Origin of the sequence: Bradyrhizobium nitroreducens, assembly GCF_002776695.1 — a bacterium.
Classification (GTDB): domain Bacteria; phylum Pseudomonadota; class Alphaproteobacteria; order Rhizobiales; family Xanthobacteraceae; genus Bradyrhizobium; species Bradyrhizobium nitroreducens.
On record NZ_LFJC01000003.1, the window covers coordinates 1292673 to 1312121 of the forward strand.

Genomic DNA, 19449 nt, shown 5'->3' on the forward strand with positions numbered 1-19449 from the left:
GCCGTTGTCGTCGCGCATCAGTTCAATGCCGTCTCCGACGCTGCGATCCACGCGACCACGGCCTCGGAGAAGCCGTTGACGCGGGTCCAGGCGCCGTGACCGACACCGTGCTGATACGAGGCCACGTTCACAATGGTGCCGCGCGCCCTGGGCTCGGGCACATGGTCGTGGCTCTGCTCGTCGGTGAAGACGATCAGGCGATCGCCCTTGCGGTCGATCTCCGTCACGGCCTTGCCGAGATAGGTCCCGCCATGCGCCTGCGAGTTGATGATCGCGTCCCGCAGCGCGAAACCGCGGCGGGGCGGGACCTTCACGACATCATTGCTGAAGGTGAAGATCTCGACCTCGTCGCAGATCTCGCGGGCGAGAATGGCAAGGCCGCACGCCGCCTCCGCGCGCGTCATTTCCGACTGCGCGGAGAGGGTCGCGAACATCGAGCCCGACACGTCGATCAGGAGCCGCGTCCGGCCCGGAAGCCGCACATGGTCCTTGACCGACTTGAGCATCGCAGCCTCGAGCTCGGGCTCGAAGTCCGGCGCATAGCGCGCCGCCGTGATGAAGCGATAGGGCAGGATACGATCCGTCCGCATCGCCTCGATCGCACCTGCGATGGTCTCGCGCGAGACCTGCCCAGTCTGCATCAGCCGCAGATTGCGCAGCAGCGCGAGGCCACCGAGCTTTCGCTCGGCGATCAGCCGCTCGAAGGTCTCGCGCTTGCTCTTGCCGGCCGAGAGCGAGACCTCCCAGGTGTCGGGGGAAGCGAGCTCGCCGTCGACGAGCTGTTTCCACACCTTGGCCTGGTCGGCGTCCTTCGGCTTGGCGTGCACCAGGAACAGCACGTCCCTGATCCGCACCGCGCCGTCGCGGTCCCATTTGGCAAGCTGGTACGCGTCGAACTTGGTCAAGGCGCGGGCAAGGCCCTTCTTGACCTGCGCCGAGACCGGCTGACGCTTGCGCTGCTGCATGGGGCCGAGTGCATCCGCCCAGTAGATCGCAAGCAGCTCGGTCATCTCGTCGGGTCGCTGGATCACCTGGGCGAGCGTGTCGGCCACGAGGGCGCGGTGCTTCTCGCTGCGGGCCATCTCGCGGATGACGAGCAGCGGCGCGTGCCGCAGCTTCATCACCTCGCGCGCCTCGATCGCAAGCTGCGCCACCTTGGCGGGCGCGACCTTGGGCACGAGCGACTTGATGCGGTCGGCGATCGCGACGCCGTCCTCGTAGAACTGGTCCTCCCACAGGAGGCAGTTCATCAGCGCGCGCTTCAGCTCCATCTCGGGCGTGAAGCGAACGGCGCGCGCGCCCTCCCGCGTGAAGGCGCGAACGATCTTGTTGAGCCTGACCATGATGGCCTCCTCTTGGGTTGATGGGGACAGGAAACGGGTGCCGGGGAACAGGCGAGGCTGCTCTGCCCACGAGGGGCTCCACATGCTCTACCGCTGAGCTACGGACTTTCGCCCGGAAGGAGTCGAACCTTCGACAGTGTGATTCACGAAGTAACAGCGCTCTTCACCACCGGCGGTGGCTAAGGGGACACGATCCGGGAACAGGCGATTCTGAGACCCGGCAAGCGACAGCTTGCCGGAAAGCGCTCTGGCCACTGAGCTACCGGTGCATGGTACACCGGGCGGGATTCGAACCCGCGACCTCTCGCGTGATAGGCGAAGTAACAGAAATCTTCACCACGGACCGTGATGGGGTTGGCGGGGAACGATCGATGCTGTTGCTGCCCTTGCGGGCGATCCGCCTTTCGGCGCGCAGGAGTCGAACCTGCTCGGCGCTTTCGCGCCTTTACCACGAAGTAACAGACATCTTCACCACCGCCAGGCCGGTGCTTTCGCATCGGCCGTTGATGGGTACGCTGGGGAACGGGCGATGTCGGCGTCAGTGACGACAACACAGGATGTTTCCTTGCGGTCAGATCCTGCGCCGGGCCGCGTGCAAGCCTTTTCCGAGGCCGCATCCCGGTGCGTGTGTCAAAGGCGGGAGGCTATCCCCGCTTGGCCGTGGAGGAAGTATCCGGCATCTTCACCACCAGCGTCGGTTGAGCCGCGATCACACGCGGTAAACCGAGTTAGAAAAATTCGATTGCGGCGCTGTCGACGCGCCGCGTGTTGCGAACCATCAGGGTTCGCTCTGCCATCGGTGTCCGGCTGATCGCCTCGTTCCCTCCGGCAGGCCCCGCGCGCTTGGACACGCGCCTTCCCAGCGCGAGCCCCGAGATCCGGGTCTCTCGTTCCGGCCGTGGCCGGGTCGTTCGATGGGGCCGCGCGGCGGGCAACAAAAAACCCTCCGGAGCGGCAGGCTCGGGAGGGTCCGTGAGAAGCGGACTGTCGATCTTGCGGTCAGGCAAGATCGCTCCCATGAGCCGGGCATGCGTAATCGAATAGCTTGGAGCTATTCGGCATGCTGACAATTCTTTCGTAGCGGAGTGACATCGCTCGGTTCATGGTGTTGGTCGCAAACGGAAGTGTCTGCGAGGGCGCGGGACATACGCCCGCAACTTGCGGATGTCAAGCGATGCGCGCGAAGAAATCGAAAACGACGGATGCATGACGTGCCGAACTATCTCGGCCTCGATGGATTTCGTTTCGGCTGGGTTGCGGCCTGGATCGACGAACGCGGCGATCACGGCTTCGACTATTCACCGGGCCTGACACGTCTGCTCGCGATGCCGCATGCGCGTGCGATGATCGATATGCCGATCGGACTACCGACCGAAGGGTACCGTGCGTGTGACAAGCTTGCACGTAAGTTGATTGGCCCCGCTGTCTTTCTCGGCGCGCGCCGTGATCTCTGGACATTCTGCTGTATGGCGACCGCAAACGAGGAATATTGGAAGCGCGGTGACAAAGGTGCATCCTCTCAGCTCTGGAACATCAGAGAAAAACTTAAGGAGATTGATGATTTCATAACTCCGGAGAGGCAGGCGACGATCGGCGAAGCGCATCCGGAATTGGTGTTCTGGAATCTGGCAGGGCAGGTGCGGCTTGAACCGAAGACATCACCGCGCGGCCGCGAGCAGCGCATTGCGCTGCTGAGAGATCGCGGCTTCACCAAGATCGAGCGATGGCTGACGCTTCGCCACGGCACCGGCATCGGCCGCGACGATCTCATCGATGCCTGCGCCTGCGCGGTCGCAGCGCGCGACAGCACGCAGCGCGTCGGCGGGGGCGATCTCGATCCGCGCGGGCTGCGGATGGAGATCAATTACTGAACCGGGGACTGCCCGGCCTCATGTCGGGAAAAAGAGGCAATTTATTCGAAGCTTGCAGGAACTGCCGGCGGCCGATCTGCGTTCCCCGTTCGAACAACAGGACAGAGAAGCTCGTGCGATGAATGATGTCAGTCAGTTCGCGACCGCGATGCTCGCGCTAGTTTTCACCGGAGCACTGCTCATCACGGGCCAGCTCTTTATCGAGCAACGCGCCCAGCGCGATGCGGTGCACGCCACCAACCATGTGCTGAAACGACTGTAATGCGGTGACGGTTCGACCTTGCGCCGTTCGTCCGCTCGCCTAGATTAGGCGGCATCTCACGAACGCAGCCGGAGTCCCGATGTCCGATCTGTCCGCCTTTCCCATCACCAAGCGCTGGCCGGCCAAGCATCCCGAGCTGCTCCAGCTCTATTCGTTGCCGACGCCGAACGGCGTCAAGGTTTCGATCATGCTGGAGGAGACCGGACTTCCCTATGAGGTGCATCTGGTCGATTTCGGCAAGGACGATCAGAAGACGCCCGAGTTTCTCTCGCTCAATCCGAACGGCAAGATCCCGGCGATCCTCGATCCCAACGGTCCCGGCGGCAGGCCGCTGCCGCTGTTCGAGTCCGGCGCGATCCTGCAATATCTCGCGGAGAAGACCGGCAAGCTCTTGCCCGAGGATGCCGCGCGCCGCTACCAGACGCTGCAATGGTTGCACTTCCAGATGGGCGGCGTCGGGCCGATGTTCGGCCAGGTCGGCTTCTTCCACAAATTCGCCGGCAAGGATTTCGAGGACAAGCGGCCCCGTGACCGCTACGTCGCCGAAGCCAGGCGCCTGCTCGGCGTGATGGACGCGCATCTTTCCGGCCGGCAATGGTTCATGGACGACGACTACAGCATTGCCGACATCTCCATGCTCGGCTGGGTGCGCAATCTGATCGGCTTCTATGGTGCCGGCGACCTCGTCGAGTTCACCCAGTTCAAGTCGGTCGGAGCCTGGCTCGAACGGGGGCTTGCGCGACCGGCGGTGCAGCGCGGGCTGAACATTCCGGAGCGGCCGTAGTTCAGGTCAGCGCCTTGTAGGTCATGTAGGCCGCCATCAGCGAGACGAGCGCGATCATGGCCCGGCGGAGCACCGATCGGCTCACGCCGTTGGCCAAGCGTGCGCCGAGGTCGGTGCCGATCCAGAGGCCGGCGAGAATGCCGATGATGGCCGGCCAGCCGACCATGAGCCCCTGGCTCCAATAGATCCAGGCCGGCGGAAGATTCGTCGGGACCACCGAGAAGACGAGGCTGACGAGCTGCGCCTGATGCTGTGGCACGCGAAGTCCGGCGGCGAGGCCGACGGTGATCGCAAGGCCGCCGCCGATGCCCATGAAGCCGGAGGAAAAGCCTGCAATCGTGCCGATCAGGACCAGCGGCAGCCAGTGAAGGTCATCGCGGTTACCCGCTTCAAGGCTGCCGTCCTTGCGGTCGCGGCGCAGGATCAACAGCACGATCAGCGCGACCAGATAGACGACGTAGGTCCATTGCAGGACGACATCGGAGACCGCGGTCGCGGCATAGCCGCCGCCGGCGCCGCCGATCACAAATCCCAAGCCGATCCAGATGATCCACGGCAGGGGGCTGCGATTGCCGCCTTGCCAGTAGCGGCGTATTCCGGCGAGACCCGTCGGCGGAATTTGCGCGATCAGCGAGGTGCCCTGGGCAACGTGTTGCTCGGCCCCGAGCAAGAGCACGGAGAAGATCACGAGGCCGCCGCCCGGGCTCGTACCCGTGAAGCCCGACGCCAGCCCGGCGACCAGGCCGACGCCGCCACCGGCGAGGAGCTCGTGAAGCCACGACATGGCCTACGTCCTGGCTCGTCGCCTGACATCGGGCTTCGTCGTGCGAAACCCTTCGATCACGGTGGCGACAGCCGCCATGCAGGTCTCGACGTCGACATCCTCGCCCCAGCATTTCTGCAGCACGAATCCCTGGAAGATCGCGATCAGCACCCGCGCGATGGCGTCCGCGCCGAGATTAGGCTTGATGAGGCCGTCATGCTGGCCACGCTCGACCAGCGCGACGATCAGCGCGCGCGGCATGTCGATGCCTTCGACGACGCTGTTGCGGACGCGGCGGTTGCGCAGGGCCTCGGCCCAGCCATGAATGCCGACGCGGCGGCGCGCTTCGCCGGCGGGATCGGTGAGCCATTGCGCGTAGACGCGCACCAGCGCGTGAAGTCCCTCGATCGGATCGCCCGATCCCTGCGCGACCGAATTGAGCACGGCTTCGCGGCGATGCCGGTCGTCGGCGAGCGCCTCGATCAGATCGTCCTTGCTCTGGAAATAGAGATAGACCGCGCCGTGGCTCAAGCCGGATCGCTTGACGATGTCGGCCATGCCGGTCTGGTGAAAGCCGTCCTCGGCGAAACAGGCGAGGGCGGCTTCGAGGATCTGCTGGCGCCGGCTTTCCCGCTGCTTGTCGCTGATCTTGGGCATTGGCCGTCCCTAAATAACTGACCGGTCGATCTTTTTAAGGCGTGGCCTAGCTCGGCGCCCCATACGTCACGCAATATAAAAAACGATCGATCAGTCATTTTTATTGCCAGGGAGAGGCTGGGTCAAGTCCGTGCCGCCGAAGCGGCCAGAAGCGAGCAAGGTCATGTCATGGCGAATGCCGGCGATGGCCGCTGCCGCCTGAGCTGCCGGTCGCTAGAACAGCCGTCCGCCGTTCGGCACGGGCTTGCTCGGCTGCACCAGCACGACCTTGCCGTCGGCATCGGGGAAACCGAGCGTCAGCACTTCCGAGACGACCGGCCCGATCTGGCGCGGCGGGAAATTGACGACGGCCGCGACCTGTTGCCCGACCAACGTCTCGAGCGGATGGTTTTCGGTGATCTGGGCCGAGCTCTTGCGCACGCCGATGGCGGGTCCGAAGTCGATCCACAGCCGAAACGCCGGCTTGCGCGCCTCGGGGAACGGCTTGGCGTCGACGATCGTGCCGACGCGGATATCGACCGCGAGGAAGCTGTTGAAGTCGATGGTCGGCGCGGCGGCGGCTGCGGGATCGTGCGTGACGTGCATGGGATGTCCGTTCGGCGAGTCGGTGTCGTTGGCGATATTGTCGCGCGAGGCGGAGTTTCGTACAACGCCGCAGCCGAAGCACCACGCATGCGCGAGGAACTGGTCTTGCCCAACATCATCTACGGCATCAAGAACTGCGACACCATGAAGAAGGCGCGAGCCTGGCTCGACACGCATGACGTCGCGTATGAATTCCACGACTACAAGACGGCGGGCGTGGAGAAGGACAAGCTCAAGCAGTGGAGCGACAAGGTCGGCTGGGAGACGCTGCTCAATCGCGCCGGGACGACGTTCAAGAAGCTGCCAGATGCCGACAAGGAGGGCCTCAGCGAGAAGAAGGCGCTGGCTCTGATGCTAGCGCAACCATCTATGATCAAGCGGCCGGTGCTGGAGATTCGCGGCAAGCTGCTGGTCGGCTTCAAGCCGGATGTCTACGCCAAGGAGGTCGGCGCCAAATCGCGATGACGCTTCATCCAGATCTCGTCGGGCTTTAGTTCAGCTCGATGATCTCGGTGGGGATGCCGGCATCCGGCTGGTCCGCAAACTCGACGACTTCGGCCGCCGCAATGCGGCCAGGCGCTCGATGAAACAGCTCCTGATCGATCACGGCGCGCAGCTTCGGACGCGGTAGCGCGTCATTTCCGCGCATCAGATTCTTGATCTCGAAGCCGCCGTCCTCGCAGAAGGTCTTGACCGAAGCGATGACGTGACAGACCTTGCCGTCGGTCTGGAAAGGCAGCAGCAGCCGTTCATAAGCGACGATGCGCCCGTAGATGTCGTCGACGTCGGCAACGCTGTAGACGGGCAGCCCGCGCGCCACGCATTCGTAATAGATCGGCATCACGTAGGGCGCGAGTCTCGGCCCGAGATAGTCGTCGAGCAGCACGCCCTTGCCGGTATGTCCATAGGCACGCGAGATGCGCGTGTTTTCGCTCTGGATGGTGAGCCGCGGCACCGGCGTCGAAGCGTCCACCGTATAATAGATGAGATCGGACAGCTCTTCCTCGAGCCGCGCAGGCTGATACTCCCAGACCGCGGGTGCGATCCGCTCGCGCGCATAAAGTCGTAGCCACGTGTTCAGGAGATCACGTTGCCTGATCGACTTGACGACGGACGGAGCGGCGCTGGTGAAATCCAAGACAATATTCCAGACCATCAAGACCCGCGCATGATCGCGCTTGCGGGAAAATTTTTGATGAAGGCTGGCGCCCGGAACGAAAGACCGTTAACGACGACTTGACGACCGGCGCCTTTGCGAACCGGGAGGCCGGGCAGGCACGACATCAACGCCTCCGACTAAGGGAGCATTTGTATCCCAGCCGGAGGCCTGATCTGCTCAGCTTTCCGCCTTGCCTAACCCCCGTCACCTCCGGCATATTCCGCGCCCGGAGAGGGCGTTCCGGATGGGCTCCAAGGATTGGCTCCAAGGACTTGATCCAAGGCCTCCGGAAAGTCGAAGCAACAAGCACAGCCACGCAGCTGGCGCGGGCAGGGGGAAATCTGTTTGGCCGATGGGTTTATTCTCGAAACGGAAGGCTTGACCAAGGAGTTCGCGGGCTTCTTCGCTGTCCGCGACGTTGCGCTCAAGGTTCGCCGTGGAAGCATTCATGCGTTGATTGGCCCGAACGGGGCCGGCAAGACCACCTGCTTCAATCTTCTGACCAAGTTCCTCAAACCGTCTGCCGGAAAAATCCTGTACAAGGGGCAGGACATTACCGCGATGGCGCCCGCCGACGTGGCTCGGATGGGGCTTGTCCGCTCGTTCCAGATTTCGGCGGTGTTTCCGCATCTCACCGCGCAGGAGAACGTCCGTGTCGCGCTTCAGCGCCAGCACGGCTCGTCGTTCGATTTCTGGCGCTCCAAGTCGGTGCTCAACCGCTTCAACGATCGCGCACGCGAGCTCTTGAGCGATGTCGGCCTCAGCGAATTCGCCAACACGCCCGCGGTCGAGATGCCCTATGGACGCAAGCGCGCACTTGAGATCGCAACGACGCTCGCGCTCGACCCTGAGATGATGCTGCTGGACGAGCCGATGGCCGGTATGGGCCACGAGGACATCGACAAGATCGCGGCGCTGATCAAGCGCATCTCCGCGAAATATACCATCCTGATGGTCGAGCATAACTTAAGCGTCGTGGCCAACCTCTCTGACATCATCACCGTGCTGACGCGCGGGCAGGTGCTCGCGCAGGGCCACTACTCGGAGCTCACCAAGGACGAGCGCGTCAAGGAAGCCTATCTGGGAGCCGGTCATGCCTGACACTGCGATCGCCGAGGCTCCGGCCAAGGCCGCGACCGGCGGAAACATCCTTCAAGTCCGCAACCTCGAAGCATGGTACGGCGAGTCTCACATCCTGCACGGGATCAACTTCGACGTGAATGCGGGCGAGGTCGTCACCCTGCTCGGGCGCAACGGCGCCGGCAAGACGACCACGCTGAAGTCGATCATGGGCATCATCGGCAAGCGTACCGGGTCGGTGAAGTTCAACAACCAGGAGATCATCCGCGCGACCTCCGACAAGATCGCGCGCAGTGGCATCGCGTTCTGCCCGGAGGAGCGGGGCATATTCTCCAGCCTCGACGTGCGCGAGAATTTGATGCTGCCGCCGGTGGTCCGTGAAGGCGGATTGCCGCTCGAGCAGATCTTCGAGTTGTTCCCGAACCTGAAGGAGCGGCTCAACAGCCAGGGGACCAAGCTGTCCGGCGGCGAGCAGCAGATGCTTGCGATCGCGCGCATCCTGCGCACCGGCGCGAGCTTCCTGATGCTGGACGAGCCGACCGAGGGCCTTGCCCCCGTCATCATCCAGCAGATCGGCCACACCATCGCGCGGCTCAAGAAGGAAGGTTTCACGATCCTCCTGGTCGAGCAGAATTTCCGCTTCGCATCCACCGTCGCCGACCGTTACTACGTGGTCGAGCACGGCAAGATCATTGACGGGTTTTCCAATGCCGAGCTTGCCGCCAACATGGACAAGCTCCACACCTATTTGGGTGTCTAGAGCATGATCTGAAACCGGCGGGCCGCGCTATCATGATCCGTGTGGCGGTTTTCCGGGACAATCGTGCTCAGACAGAAGAACTGCCAACGAGAAAATTCAAAAAGGAAGTTGCATGAAGACGAAGTCGATTGCATCGTTGTTGCTGACCACCGCGCTCACCTTCGCCGTCACAGGCGTCGCGTCCGCGCAGGACAAGACCGTCAAGATCGGCGCGCTGTCCGATCAGTCCGGTCTCTATGCCGATCTCGGCGGTCCCGGCTCGACCCTCGCCGCCCAGATGGCCGTCGAGGATTCCGGCCTGGCTGCGAAGGGCTGGAAGATCGACATCATCTCCGGCGACCACCAGAACAAGCCCGACATCGGCACTGCGATCGCGCGGCAGTGGTTCGACGTCGACAAGGTCGACATCATCGTCGACGTGCCGAATTCCGGCGTGGCGCTCGCCGTCAACAACGTCGTCAAGGAAAAGAACGGCGTCTACATCAATTCGGGTGCGGCGACCTCCGACCTCACCAACGCGCAGTGCTCGCCCAACACCGTGCACTGGACCTACGACACCTACATGCTGGCCCACACCACCGGCCAGGCGCTGGTCAAGGCGGGGGGCGACAGCTGGTTCTTCCTGACCGCGGACTACGCCTTCGGTGCGGCGCTCGAGCGTGACACCACGGCGGTCGTCACCGCCAACGGCGGCAAGGTGATCGGCGGGGTCAAGCATCCGCTGAACACGCCGGACTTTTCGTCCTTCCTGCTCCAGGCGCAGTCCTCCAAGGCAAAGATCATCGGTCTTGCCAATGCCGGCGGCGACACCACCAACACGATCAAGCAGGCGGCCGAGTTCGGCATCGGCAAGGGCGGTCAGAAGCTCGCGGCGCTCTTGCTCTTCCTCACCGACATCAAGGCGATCGGGCTGGAGACGGCGCAGGGCCTCAACTTCACCGAGACGTTCTACTGGGACATGAACGACCAGACCCGGGCGTTCTCGAAGCGCTTCGCCGAGAAGATGAAGAACAACGCGCCGCCCACCATGGTGCAGGCCGGCGTCTATGCGGGCGTGCGTCACTATCTCAAGGCGCTGGACGCGCTCGGCGGCAATCCGCATGACGGCGTCAAGGTCGTGGAGAAGATGAAGTCGATGCCGACGGAGGACGATCTGTTCGGCAAGGGCGAGATTCAGCCCAACGGCCGCACCATCCACAGCGCCTATCTGTTCGAGGTGAAGAAGCCCTCGGAGTCCAAGGGGCCGTGGGACTTCTACAAGCTGGTCGGCACGGTGCCAGGCGACCAGGCCTTCACGCCGCTGTCCGAAAGCAAGTGTGCGCTGTTGAAGAAGTAAGACAACGGCCCGCAGGCCTCTGAGGCTTGCGGGCGACTTTCAAGGGAACGCCGAAGGGATCGGGTGCGGGATCGATGCAGGCTCTATACGCTCAGCTACTGGTGGGATTGATCAACGGCTCGTTCTACGCGCTGCTCAGTCTCGGGCTTGCCGTGATCTTCGGCATGCTCAACATCATCAATTTCGCCCATGGCGCGCTCTACATGATGGGCGCCTTCGTCGCCTATTTCCTCTTGAATCTTGGCGGGATCAACTACTGGTGGGCGCTGCTGTTTGCGCCCATTATCGTCGGCATTTTCGGCATGATCCTCGAACGGACCATGCTGCAATGGCTGACTGGCCTGGATCACCTCTACGGCCTGCTCCTGACCTTCGGCATCGCGCTGATCGTGCAGGGCGTGTTCCAGAACTATTTCGGCTCCTCCGGCCTGCCTTATGCGATTCCGGACCAGCTCAAGGGCGGCATGAATCTCGGCTTCATGTTCCTGCCGATCTATCGCGGCTGGGTCGTCGTGTTCTCGCTGGTCGTGTGTCTGGCGACCTGGTTCCTGATCGAGAAGACGCAGCTCGGCGCCTACCTGCGCGCCGCCACCGAAAACCCGACGCTGGTGCGCGCCTTCGGCATCAACGTCCCGCGCATGATCACGCTCACCTACGGCCTCGGCGTCGGCCTTGCCGCGCTGGCCGGCGTGCTTTCGGCACCGATCAACCAGGTGCGGCCCCTGATGGGCGCCGACCTCATCATCGTCGTGTTCGCGGTGGTTGTGATCGGCGGGATGGGTTCGATCATGGGCTCCATCATCACCGGATTCGCGCTCGGTGTGATCGAGGGCCTGACCAAGTATTTCTACCCCGAGGCCTCCAACACCGTCGTGTTCGTGCTGATGGTGCTGGTGCTCTTGGTGAAGCCAACGGGACTGACGGGAAGGGCGGCCTGATATGACAACCCTGACGGACGATACGCTGCCGGCAACCCCGCGCGCGATGCGCGACGAGATGATCGTTTTCGTCGTGATGGCGCTGCTGCTGGCCTCGGTGCCATTCACGGGCGTCTACCCGTTCTTCGTGATGCAGGCGCTGTGCTTCGCGCTGCTCGCCTGCGCCTTCAATCTCCTGATCGGCTATGGCGGCCTGCTGTCGTTCGGCCACGCGATGTTCTTAGGGACAGCCGGCTATTGCAGCGCGCATGCGCTGAAGGTGTGGGCGCTGCCGCCCGAGCTCGGCATCCTCGTCGGCATCGCCGCGGCTTTCGTGCTCTCGCTCATCACCGGCTACATCTCGATCCGTCGCCAGGGCATCTATTTCTCGATGATCACGCTGGCGCTGTCACAGCTGCTTTACTTCATCTACCTCCAGGCCCCGTTCACCCACGGTGAGGACGGCATCCAGGGCATCCCGCAGGGACACATGTTCGGCGTGTTCGATCTCTCCAAACCGACGGTGCTCTATTACGTCGTGCTGGTCGGGTTCCTCGCCGGCTTCCTCTTGATCTTCCGCATCATCAACTCGCCGTTCGGCGAAGTCCTGAAGGCGATCCGCGAGAACGAGCCGCGCGCGATTTCGCTCGGCTACCGGACCGACCAGTACAAGTTCCTGGCCTTTGTGCTGTCCGGGACGCTGGCCGGCTTCGCCGGCGCACTGAAAGTGTTCGTGGCGCAGAACGCCTCGCTCACCGACGTGCATTGGTCGATGTCGGGCGAGGTCGTGCTGATGACGCTGGTCGGCGGCCTCGGCACCATTTTCGGTCCCGTGGTCGGCGCCTTCGTGATCATCGCCATGCAGCAATACCTCGCCGGCTTCGGCCAGTGGGTGACGGTGATCCAGGGCTCGATCTTCGTGATCTGCGTGCTCACCTTCCGCCGCGGCGTCATCGGCGAAATCGCGCATTACTTCCGGCGATCACTCTAAATCATTGATATCGCGCCAGTTTTACTGGCGCGATAATCCGGTGGATGATCCGGCTCCGCGGGCGTGAGATGACACGCACGCGGATCGAAAATGGTCTATGACAGTTTCATGACGGCCCTGACGGGCCGGGCCATTTCCAACCGGTAGCCTATCCCCATGATGCGATGGTTTCGCGCGTTCCTGCCCAAGGAAGAACGGTTCTTCGACCTGTTCGATCGGCATATCCAGACGGTGATCCAGGGGTCGATCGCGCTGCAGGGCATGCTCAACGGAGGCGAGGAGACGCCGGTCTATTGCCAGCGGGTCAACCAGTTCGAGAACGATGCCGACAACATCACCCGTGAGGTGCTGACGGCGGTGCGCCGCACCTTCATCACCCCGTTCGACCGTGGCGATATCAAGAACCTCATCACGTCGATGGACGACGCCATCGACCAGATGCAGCAGACGGCCAAGGCCGTGATGCTGTTCGAGGTCCGCAGCTTCGAGCCGCCGATGCGCGAGATCGGCGGACTTCTGATCGAATGCGCCAATCTGGTCGGCCGTGCGCTGCCGCTGATGCAGTCGATCGGCCCGAACGTGGCCATGCTGACCGCCATCACGGAAGAGCTCGGCAAGCTGGAGGGCCGCGTCGACGATCTCCATGACATCGGGCTGAAGGAACTGTTCCTCAAGCATCGCGAAGGCAATGCGATGGATTTCATCGTCGGCGTCGAGATCTACGACCACCTCGAGAAGGTGGCCGATCGCTTCGACGACGTCGCGAACGAGATCAACAGCATCGTCATCGAACAAGTTTAGGGCGGGGTTGCCGTGGATGCCGCGTTGGGTCTTCCCGTCCTGGTCGGCTTGATCGCCGTCGCGCTGCTGTTCGATTTCCTGAACGGCCTGCACGACGCGGCCAATTCGATCGCGACCATCGTCTCGACCCGCGTGCTGCGGCCCCAATTCGCGGTATTCTGGGCTGCGTTCTTCAATTTCGTCGCCTTCATGGTGTTCGGGCTGCACGTCGCCCAGACCATCGGCACCGGCATCATCGACCCCGCGATCGTCGATGCCCAGGTGATCTTCGCGGCGCTGGTCGGCGCCATCGTCTGGAACCTCGTGACCTGGGCGCTGGGCATCCCGTCCTCGTCCTCGCATGCGCTGATCGGCGGGCTCGTCGGCGGCGGCATGGCCAAGGCCGGCATCTCCGCGGCGGTGTGGAGCGGCTTGACCAAGACGGTGCTGGCGATCGTGCTGTCGCCGCTGGTCGGCTTCCTGCTCGCGATGATGCTGGTTGCGATCGTGTCCTGGGCCTCGGTGCGCTCGACGCCGTTTGCGGTCGACCGCGCCTTCCGCATCCTGCAATTTGCCTCCGCCTCGCTTTATTCGCTCGGCCATGGCGGCAATGACGCGCAAAAGACCATGGGCATCATCGCGGTGCTGCTGTATTCGCAGGGCCATCTCGGCAGCGACTTTTCGGTGCCTTTCTGGGTGGTGCTGTCCTGCCAGGCGGCGATGGCGCTGGGCACGCTGATGGGAGGCTGGCGCATCGTCCGCACCATGGGACTGCGCATCACGAAATTGACGCCGATGCAGGGCTTTTGCGCCGAGACGGGGGGCGCCGCGACCCTGTTCATGGCGACCTATCTCGGGGTTCCCGTCTCGACCACCCACACCATCACCGGCGCCATCGTCGGCGTCGGCGCGGCGCGGCGCGTCTCGGCCGTGCGCTGGAACGTGGCAAGCTCGATCGTCTATGCCTGGGTGATCACGATCCCGGCCTCGGCCATCGTCGCGGCGCTGACCTGGTGGGTGGTCCAGCTCTTCGTCAGGTAACGAGCTTCAGCCCGACGATCCCGGCCACGATCAGCCCGATGCTGGCGAGGCGGAGCGCCGTGGCCGGCTCCCCGAACAGGATGATGCCCAGCGTCGCGGTACCGACCGCGCCGATGCCGGTCCAGACCGCATAGGCGGTTCCGACGGGCAGCGTTTTGAGGGCGAGGCCGAGCAGGATGACGCTGCCGGCCATGGCCGCGAGCGTGACCACGGAGGGAACGAGCTTGGTAAATCCCTCGGTATATTTCAGGCCGATCGCCCAGGTGATTTCGAGAAGGCCGGCGACGAACAGGATGCTCCAGGCCATGACGACCCTCCATTCACGGCAGGGCCGTCCCCGCAGGCAGATGCTGATGAGCAGGAGGGCCGTCCCTCCCAAGACTATTTTATCAGATCCGATATGGGGCTGGCCGGAAGGCTCCGCAATCACCAAATGAGGCTTGATCAGGCCCAGTTTCCCTGCCAAACGCTCCCGCCATGTCCGACATCGCCGCCACCACCGCCGAATCGCCGGCCCGTTCCCCGCTTGCCGCTGAAGTGGCGCGGCGGCGGACTTTTGCGATCATCTCGCATCCTGACGCCGGCAAGACCACCCTGACCGAGAAGCTGCTGCTGTTCGGCGGCGCCATCAATCTCGCCGGCCAGGTCAAGGCCAAGGGCGAGCGGCGAAACACGCGCTCGGACTGGATGAAGATCGAACGCGAGCGCGGCATCTCGGTCGTGACCTCGGTGATGACCTTCGAGTTCGAAGGCCTCGTGTTCAACCTGCTGGACACGCCGGGCCACGAGGACTTTTCGGAAGACACCTATCGCACCCTGACGGCGGTGGACTCCGCGGTCATGGTGATCGACGCCGCCAAGGGCATCGAGGCGCGCACCCGAAAGCTGTTCGAGGTTTGCCGCCTGCGCGACATCCCGATCATCACGTTCATCAACAAGATGGACCGCGAGAGCCGCGACGTGTTCGAGCTGCTCGACGAGATCGAGAAGACGCTGGCGCTCGACACCACGCCGATGACCTGGCCGGTCGGCCGCGGTCGTGACTTCCTCGGCACCTATGACGTCGTCAATGGCGGCGTGCGCCTGCTCGAAGGCGGCGGCGCCAAGACCGGCGCGGCGCAGCAGATCGAGATCGAGGAACTGGCCAAGCTCAATGCCAATCTCGATGTCTCGGCGGTAAAAGACGAGCTCGAGCTCGTCACCGAGGCCTCCAAACCGTTCGAGCTCGAAGCGTTCCGCGAGGGACATCTGACGCCGGTCTATTTCGGCAGCGCGCTGCGCAATTTCGGCGTCGGCGATTTGCTGGAAGGTCTCGGCAAGTTCGCGCCCGAGCCGCGCGCGCAGGACAGCGACCAGCGCAAGGTCGAGGCGACCGATCCACGCATGAGCGCCTTCGTGTTCAAGATCCAGGCCAACATGGATCCGAACCATCGCGACCGCATCGCCTTCGCGCGCCTCTGCTCGGGCAAGCTCAGCCGCGGCATGAAGGCCAAGCTGGTGCGTACCGGCAAGAGCATGCCGCTGTCGAGCCCGCAGTTCTTCTTCGCCCAGGACCGCTCGGTCGCCGACGAAGCCTTTGCCGGCGACGTCGTCGGCATTCCCAATCACGGCACGCTGCGCATCGGCGACACCCTGACCGAAGGCGAGGATTTCAACTTCGTCGGCGTGCCGAGCTTCGCGCCGGAAATCGTCCGCCGCGTCCGTCTCACCGACGCGATGAAGGCGAAGAAGCTGAAGGAAGCGCTGCAGCAGATGTCGGAAGAGGGGGTGGTGCAGGTGTTCCGCCCGCGCGACGGCGCACCGGCGCTGGTCGGCGTGGTCGGCGCGCTGCAGCTCGACGTGCTGAAGGCGCGGCTGGAGGCGGAATATTCCCTGCCGGTCGAGTTCGAAGTCAGCGAGTTCCAGCTGGCGCGCTGGGTCTCCTCGGAGGACCGCAAGAAGCTCGATGCCTTCATCGCCGCCAACACCTCCAGCATCGCCGACGACGTCGACGGCGATCCCGTTTATCTGGCACGGAACGAGTTCTATCTCGGCTACACCAAGGAGCGCGCCGAGGGCATCGAGTTCACCAACGTCAAGGACGTCAAGAAGAAGGGGTAGGGCGCAACGCGCCCTCTCGCGCGCGAGCATGTGAATGCGCGCGGGGTTGACGCATTCATGGGCAATGCCACTTCTTCTCGTGACATCCCGAGTTCATTCCATGTGGCGCGGCTTCCTTGTTCTCTTCCTGCTGGCGACATCAGCGATCGCCGCGGACGCGCGCCCGCGCCAGATCAATCCGATCCCGTTCGCGCATGAGCCGTGCAGCGTGCTCGACGGCCGACCCTGCACACCGTCCTATTGCAGCCCGCTCGAGCCCGGCCCCTGTATCCCCGAGATAGACTATCCCTATGGGCAAAATCTTCAGCTGACGATCGAAAGCGTGCCGTCCGAGGCCGATCGCGCCAAATACCGGAAGCCGGATCACGATCTCGACACGATCGGCGACCTCTTCGCCGAGTTGCGCACCTGCTGGTCGCCGCCGGCGGACAATGCGAGGGCGGGCATGCAGATGGCGGTGCGCTTCAGCTTCAACAAGGCGGGCGGCCTGATCGGGCCGCCGCGATTGACCTTTGCAACGGCGGGCGTGCCGGCGGATATCCGCACCAGCTATCTCAATGCGATCAATTCATCGTTGAAGGCCTGTCTACCGCTGAAATTCACCAGTAACCTCGGTGGTGCCCTGGCGGGGCGGCCGATCGCGATCCGCTACGTCGACAACCGGCAGATTGGTCAGTAGCGCATCAGTTGCGACCGGCGGTCAATCGATGATACCTCAGAGCCGGGGGCTGCTTTGCGGGGAGGATGTCGTGGGTCTGCTGGTCATGATCCTGGGGCTGGTGCTGTTCTTTGCCACCCATGTTTTCACAACGAAACGAGACGCGCGCGCGCAGGCGATCGCGAAGCTGGGCGAGGGGACTTACAAGATCCTCTACGCGCTGGTCTCGTTCGCGGGGCTCGCGCTGATCATCTGGGGCTTTGCCCATTACCGCAGCTCCGGCTGGATCGACGTCTGGTATCCGCCGAAGGCGATGAAGCACATCACGATCGCCCTGATGCTGCCCGCGGTGATCATGGTGGTCGCCTCCTATTTGCGCGGTCGCATCTACGCGACGCTGAAGCATCCGATGCTGGCCGGTATCAAGCTGTGGGCGGCGGCGCATCTTTTGGCCAATGGCGATCTCGGCTCCATGATCCTGTTCGGCTCGTTCCTGGGCTGGGCGGTCTATGACCGCATCTCGCTGAAGCATCGCACCGACGCCGGCGGACCGCCGATCCCGGTCGGTGGGGTCACCAACGATCTGATCGCCGTCGCAGTTGGCATCGTCGCCTATCTCGCGCTGGCGTTCGCGTTCCATCCGGTCGTGATTGGCGTTCCCGTGATCGGCGTCTAGCCGGTCGGCACAAGACCTGATCGGGATATCCGTGCGCGGAAGGTGAGAACACAACAAGCCGAGGGCGTTTCGATGGACTGGTCGCAATCTCAGATCCCGCCGATGCGGCTCGAGGCGCGGTTCGGCGATCGGGTGGTGCCGGCCTTTTGCGACCGGCCGGCGAGCCTGTGGGCGATGATCGCGGACGCCTGCGCCCGCAATGGCGATGGCGAGGCCTTGATCGCAGGCAATGTCCGGCTGAGCTGGCGGCAGGCCGTGGAGCAGGCGAGGCGGATCGCCGCGGGTTTTCGCAAGTTGGGATTGCAGCGCGGCGATCGCGTCGCGATCCTGCTCGGCAATCGCATCGAATTTCCGCTGCTGCTGTTCGCCGCCGCGCATGAGGGGCTCGTCACGGTGCTGCTCAGCACGCGCCAGCAGAAGCCGGAGATCGCCTATGTGCTGACCGATTGCGGCGCGAAGATCCTGGTCCATGAAGCCTCGCTCGCCGAGCGGCTGCCCGACGCGCAGGATGTGCCTGATCTGATCCGCCGCATCGCCGTCGACGACGATCCGGCGCGCTCGCACTTCGCCGCGCTCGCAGACAACGCCCCGGCGCCGGCGCCGGTCGAGGTGAGCGAGGAGGACACCGCGATGATCCTCTACACGTCGGGCACCACGGGCAAGCCGAAGGGCGCGATGCTGGCCCATTGCAACATCGTCCATTCCTCGATGGTGTTCGTGTCCTGCCTGCGATTGACGCAGGCGGACCGGTCGATCGCCGCAGTGCCGCTCGGCCATGTCACCGGCGTCGTCGCCAACATCACGACCATGATCCGCTGCGCCGGCGCGCTGATCATCATGCCGGAGTTCAAGGCGGCCGATTATCTCAAGCTCGCCGCGCGCGAGCGTGTCACCTACACCGTGATGGTGCCGGCGATGTACAATCTCTGTCTGCTGCAGGCCGATTTCGACAGCTATGATCTGTCGAGCTGGCGCATCGGCGGCTTTGGCGGCGCGCCGATGCCGGTTGCCACCATCGAGAAGCTCAAGGCGAAGATTCCCGGCCTGAAGCTGATGAACTGCTACGGCGCGACCGAGACGACGTCCCCCTCGACGATCATGCCGGGCGAGCTGACCGAGAGCCACATCGACAGCGTCGGACTGCCGTGCCCCGGCGCGCGCATCGTTGCGATGGATCCTGATGGCCGCGAGCTGCCGCGCGGCGAGATCGGCGAGCTCTGGATCCAGGGCGCCTCCGTCATCAAGGGCTATTGGAACAATCCGAAGGCCACCGCCGAAAGCTTCACCAGCGGATTCTGGCACTCGGGCGATCTCGGCTCGGTCGATGCGCAGGGCTTTGTCCGCGTGTTCGACCGGCAGAAGGATATGATCAATCGCGGCGGCCTGAAGATCTATTCGGCCGAGGTCGAATCCGTGCTGGCTGGCCATCCCGCCGTGGTCGAGAGTGCGATCATCGCGAAGGCCTGCCCGGTGCTGGGCGAGCGCGTCCACGCCGTGGTGGTGACGCGCGGACCGGTGGCGGACGCGGACCTGCGGGCGTGGTGCGCCGAGCGTCTGTCCGACTACAAGGTTCCCGAAACCCTGGCGATCACGGCCGACCCGCTGCCGCGCAATGCCAATGGCAAAGTGCTGAAGCGGCAGTTGCGGGAGCTGTTGGGGGCCTGAGCCGGGCAGGTCCATCCGGGC

21 protein-coding genes are annotated in these 19449 nt (G+C 63.8%); 15 read left to right on the forward strand and 6 right to left on the reverse strand.

The features are described from left to right. Nucleotides 1–17: 17 nt before the first annotated feature. Nucleotides 18–1343 (reverse strand): TROVE domain-containing protein, encoded by a 1326-nt coding sequence (locus TSA1_RS06500; protein WP_100175629.1) that lies wholly within the window; start codon nt 1341–1343, stop codon nt 18–20. Nucleotides 1344–2554: 1211 nt separating this feature from the next. On the opposite strand from TSA1_RS06500, the gene TSA1_RS06510 reads away from it, so the two are divergent. The 3 genes from TSA1_RS06510 (at nt 2555) to TSA1_RS06520 (ending at nt 4260) form a co-directional block, all read left to right on the forward strand. After that, nucleotides 2555–3214, forward strand: coding sequence for a DUF429 domain-containing protein (locus TSA1_RS06510; protein WP_100181003.1), 660 nt, complete (start codon nt 2555–2557; stop codon nt 3212–3214). A 52-nt stretch (nt 3215–3266) separates the two neighbouring features. Beyond that, entirely contained in the window at nt 3267–3476 is a 210-nt protein-coding gene (locus TSA1_RS06515; RefSeq protein ID WP_100175631.1) for a hypothetical protein, read from the forward strand. Between the two features lie 79 nt (nt 3477–3555). Beyond that, complete coding sequence (locus TSA1_RS06520; RefSeq protein WP_100175632.1) at nt 3556–4260, forward strand: glutathione S-transferase family protein; 705 nt, start codon at nt 3556–3558, stop codon at nt 4258–4260. Between the two features lies 1 nt (nt 4261). Here the strand turns inward: TSA1_RS06520 and TSA1_RS06525 are convergent, their stop codons facing one another. From TSA1_RS06525 to TSA1_RS06535, 3 genes are all read right to left on the reverse strand, one after another. After that, nucleotides 4262–5044: a sulfite exporter TauE/SafE family protein gene (locus TSA1_RS06525; RefSeq protein WP_100175633.1), complete on the reverse strand. Its 783-nt coding sequence runs from the start codon at nt 5042–5044 to the stop codon at nt 4262–4264. Nucleotides 5045–5047: 3 nt separating this feature from the next. After that, on the reverse strand, nt 5048–5680 hold the full coding sequence (locus TSA1_RS06530) for a TetR/AcrR family transcriptional regulator (RefSeq protein ID WP_100175634.1): 633 nt from the start codon (nt 5678–5680) through the stop codon (nt 5048–5050). Between the two features lie 213 nt (nt 5681–5893). Further along, entirely contained in the window at nt 5894–6265 is a 372-nt protein-coding gene (locus TSA1_RS06535; protein WP_100175635.1) for a tRNA-binding protein, read from the reverse strand. Nucleotides 6266–6370: 105 nt separating this feature from the next. On the opposite strand from TSA1_RS06535, the gene TSA1_RS06540 reads away from it, so the two are divergent. Next, nucleotides 6371–6730: an ArsC family reductase gene (locus TSA1_RS06540; RefSeq protein ID WP_100181004.1), complete on the forward strand. Its 360-nt coding sequence runs from the start codon at nt 6371–6373 to the stop codon at nt 6728–6730. Between the two features lie 25 nt (nt 6731–6755). Here TSA1_RS06540 and TSA1_RS06545 read toward each other — a convergent pair whose 3' ends face one another. After that, nucleotides 6756–7421, reverse strand: coding sequence for a hypothetical protein (locus TSA1_RS06545; protein ID WP_100175636.1), 666 nt, complete (start codon nt 7419–7421; stop codon nt 6756–6758). 348 nt (nt 7422–7769) lie between these two features. Between TSA1_RS06545 and TSA1_RS06550 the strand changes: the two genes are divergently transcribed. The 7 genes from TSA1_RS06550 to TSA1_RS06580 all read left to right on the forward strand — a co-directional run bounded on the left by TSA1_RS06550 (nt 7770) and on the right by TSA1_RS06580 (nt 14329). Continuing rightward, nucleotides 7770–8525 (forward strand): ABC transporter ATP-binding protein, encoded by a 756-nt coding sequence (locus TSA1_RS06550; RefSeq protein ID WP_100175637.1) that lies wholly within the window; start codon nt 7770–7772, stop codon nt 8523–8525. Next, on the forward strand, nt 8518–9264 hold the full coding sequence (locus TSA1_RS06555; RefSeq protein ID WP_100175638.1) for an ABC transporter ATP-binding protein: 747 nt from the start codon (nt 8518–8520) through the stop codon (nt 9262–9264). The genes TSA1_RS06550 and TSA1_RS06555 overlap by 8 nt, the downstream gene beginning before the upstream one ends. A gap of 112 nt (nt 9265–9376) precedes the next feature. Further along, nucleotides 9377–10600 (forward strand): ABC transporter substrate-binding protein, encoded by a 1224-nt coding sequence (locus TSA1_RS06560; RefSeq protein WP_100175639.1) that lies wholly within the window; start codon nt 9377–9379, stop codon nt 10598–10600. Nucleotides 10601–10674: 74 nt separating this feature from the next. Then, complete coding sequence (locus tag TSA1_RS06565; protein ID WP_097665989.1) at nt 10675–11538, forward strand: branched-chain amino acid ABC transporter permease; 864 nt, start codon at nt 10675–10677, stop codon at nt 11536–11538. A gap of 1 nt (nt 11539) precedes the next feature. Then, nucleotides 11540–12508 carry a branched-chain amino acid ABC transporter permease gene (locus TSA1_RS06570; RefSeq protein WP_100175640.1) on the forward strand — a complete coding sequence of 323 codons (969 nt, stop codon included), beginning with the start codon at nt 11540–11542 and terminating at the stop codon, nt 12506–12508. Between the two features lie 156 nt (nt 12509–12664). Further along, nucleotides 12665–13309 (forward strand): DUF47 domain-containing protein, encoded by a 645-nt coding sequence (locus TSA1_RS06575; RefSeq protein WP_100175641.1) that lies wholly within the window; start codon nt 12665–12667, stop codon nt 13307–13309. 12 nt (nt 13310–13321) lie between these two features. Next, nucleotides 13322–14329 carry an inorganic phosphate transporter gene (locus tag TSA1_RS06580; RefSeq protein ID WP_100175642.1) on the forward strand — a complete coding sequence of 336 codons (1008 nt, stop codon included), beginning with the start codon at nt 13322–13324 and terminating at the stop codon, nt 14327–14329. Here TSA1_RS06580 and sugE read toward each other — a convergent pair. Next, nucleotides 14322–14636, reverse strand: coding sequence for a quaternary ammonium compound efflux SMR transporter SugE (gene sugE / locus TSA1_RS06585; RefSeq protein ID WP_100175643.1), 315 nt, complete (start codon nt 14634–14636; stop codon nt 14322–14324). The genes TSA1_RS06580 and sugE overlap by 8 nt on opposite strands. A 170-nt stretch (nt 14637–14806) precedes the next feature. On the opposite strand from sugE, the gene TSA1_RS06590 reads away from it, so the two are divergent. The 4 genes from TSA1_RS06590 to TSA1_RS06605 all read left to right on the forward strand — a co-directional run bounded on the left by TSA1_RS06590 (nt 14807) and on the right by TSA1_RS06605 (nt 19428). Continuing rightward, complete coding sequence (locus tag TSA1_RS06590) at nt 14807–16429, forward strand: peptide chain release factor 3 (protein ID WP_100175644.1); 1623 nt, start codon at nt 14807–14809, stop codon at nt 16427–16429. A gap of 100 nt (nt 16430–16529) precedes the next feature. Then, nucleotides 16530–17108, forward strand: coding sequence for a hypothetical protein (locus tag TSA1_RS06595; protein ID WP_142251171.1), 579 nt, complete (start codon nt 16530–16532; stop codon nt 17106–17108). Between the two features lie 70 nt (nt 17109–17178). Further along, nucleotides 17179–17763 (forward strand): NnrU family protein, encoded by a 585-nt coding sequence (locus TSA1_RS06600; protein WP_100175646.1) that lies wholly within the window; start codon nt 17179–17181, stop codon nt 17761–17763. Between the two features lie 72 nt (nt 17764–17835). Next, entirely contained in the window at nt 17836–19428 is a 1593-nt protein-coding gene (locus TSA1_RS06605) for a class I adenylate-forming enzyme family protein (protein WP_100175647.1), read from the forward strand. The last annotated feature ends 21 nt before the right edge of the window (nt 19429–19449 follow it).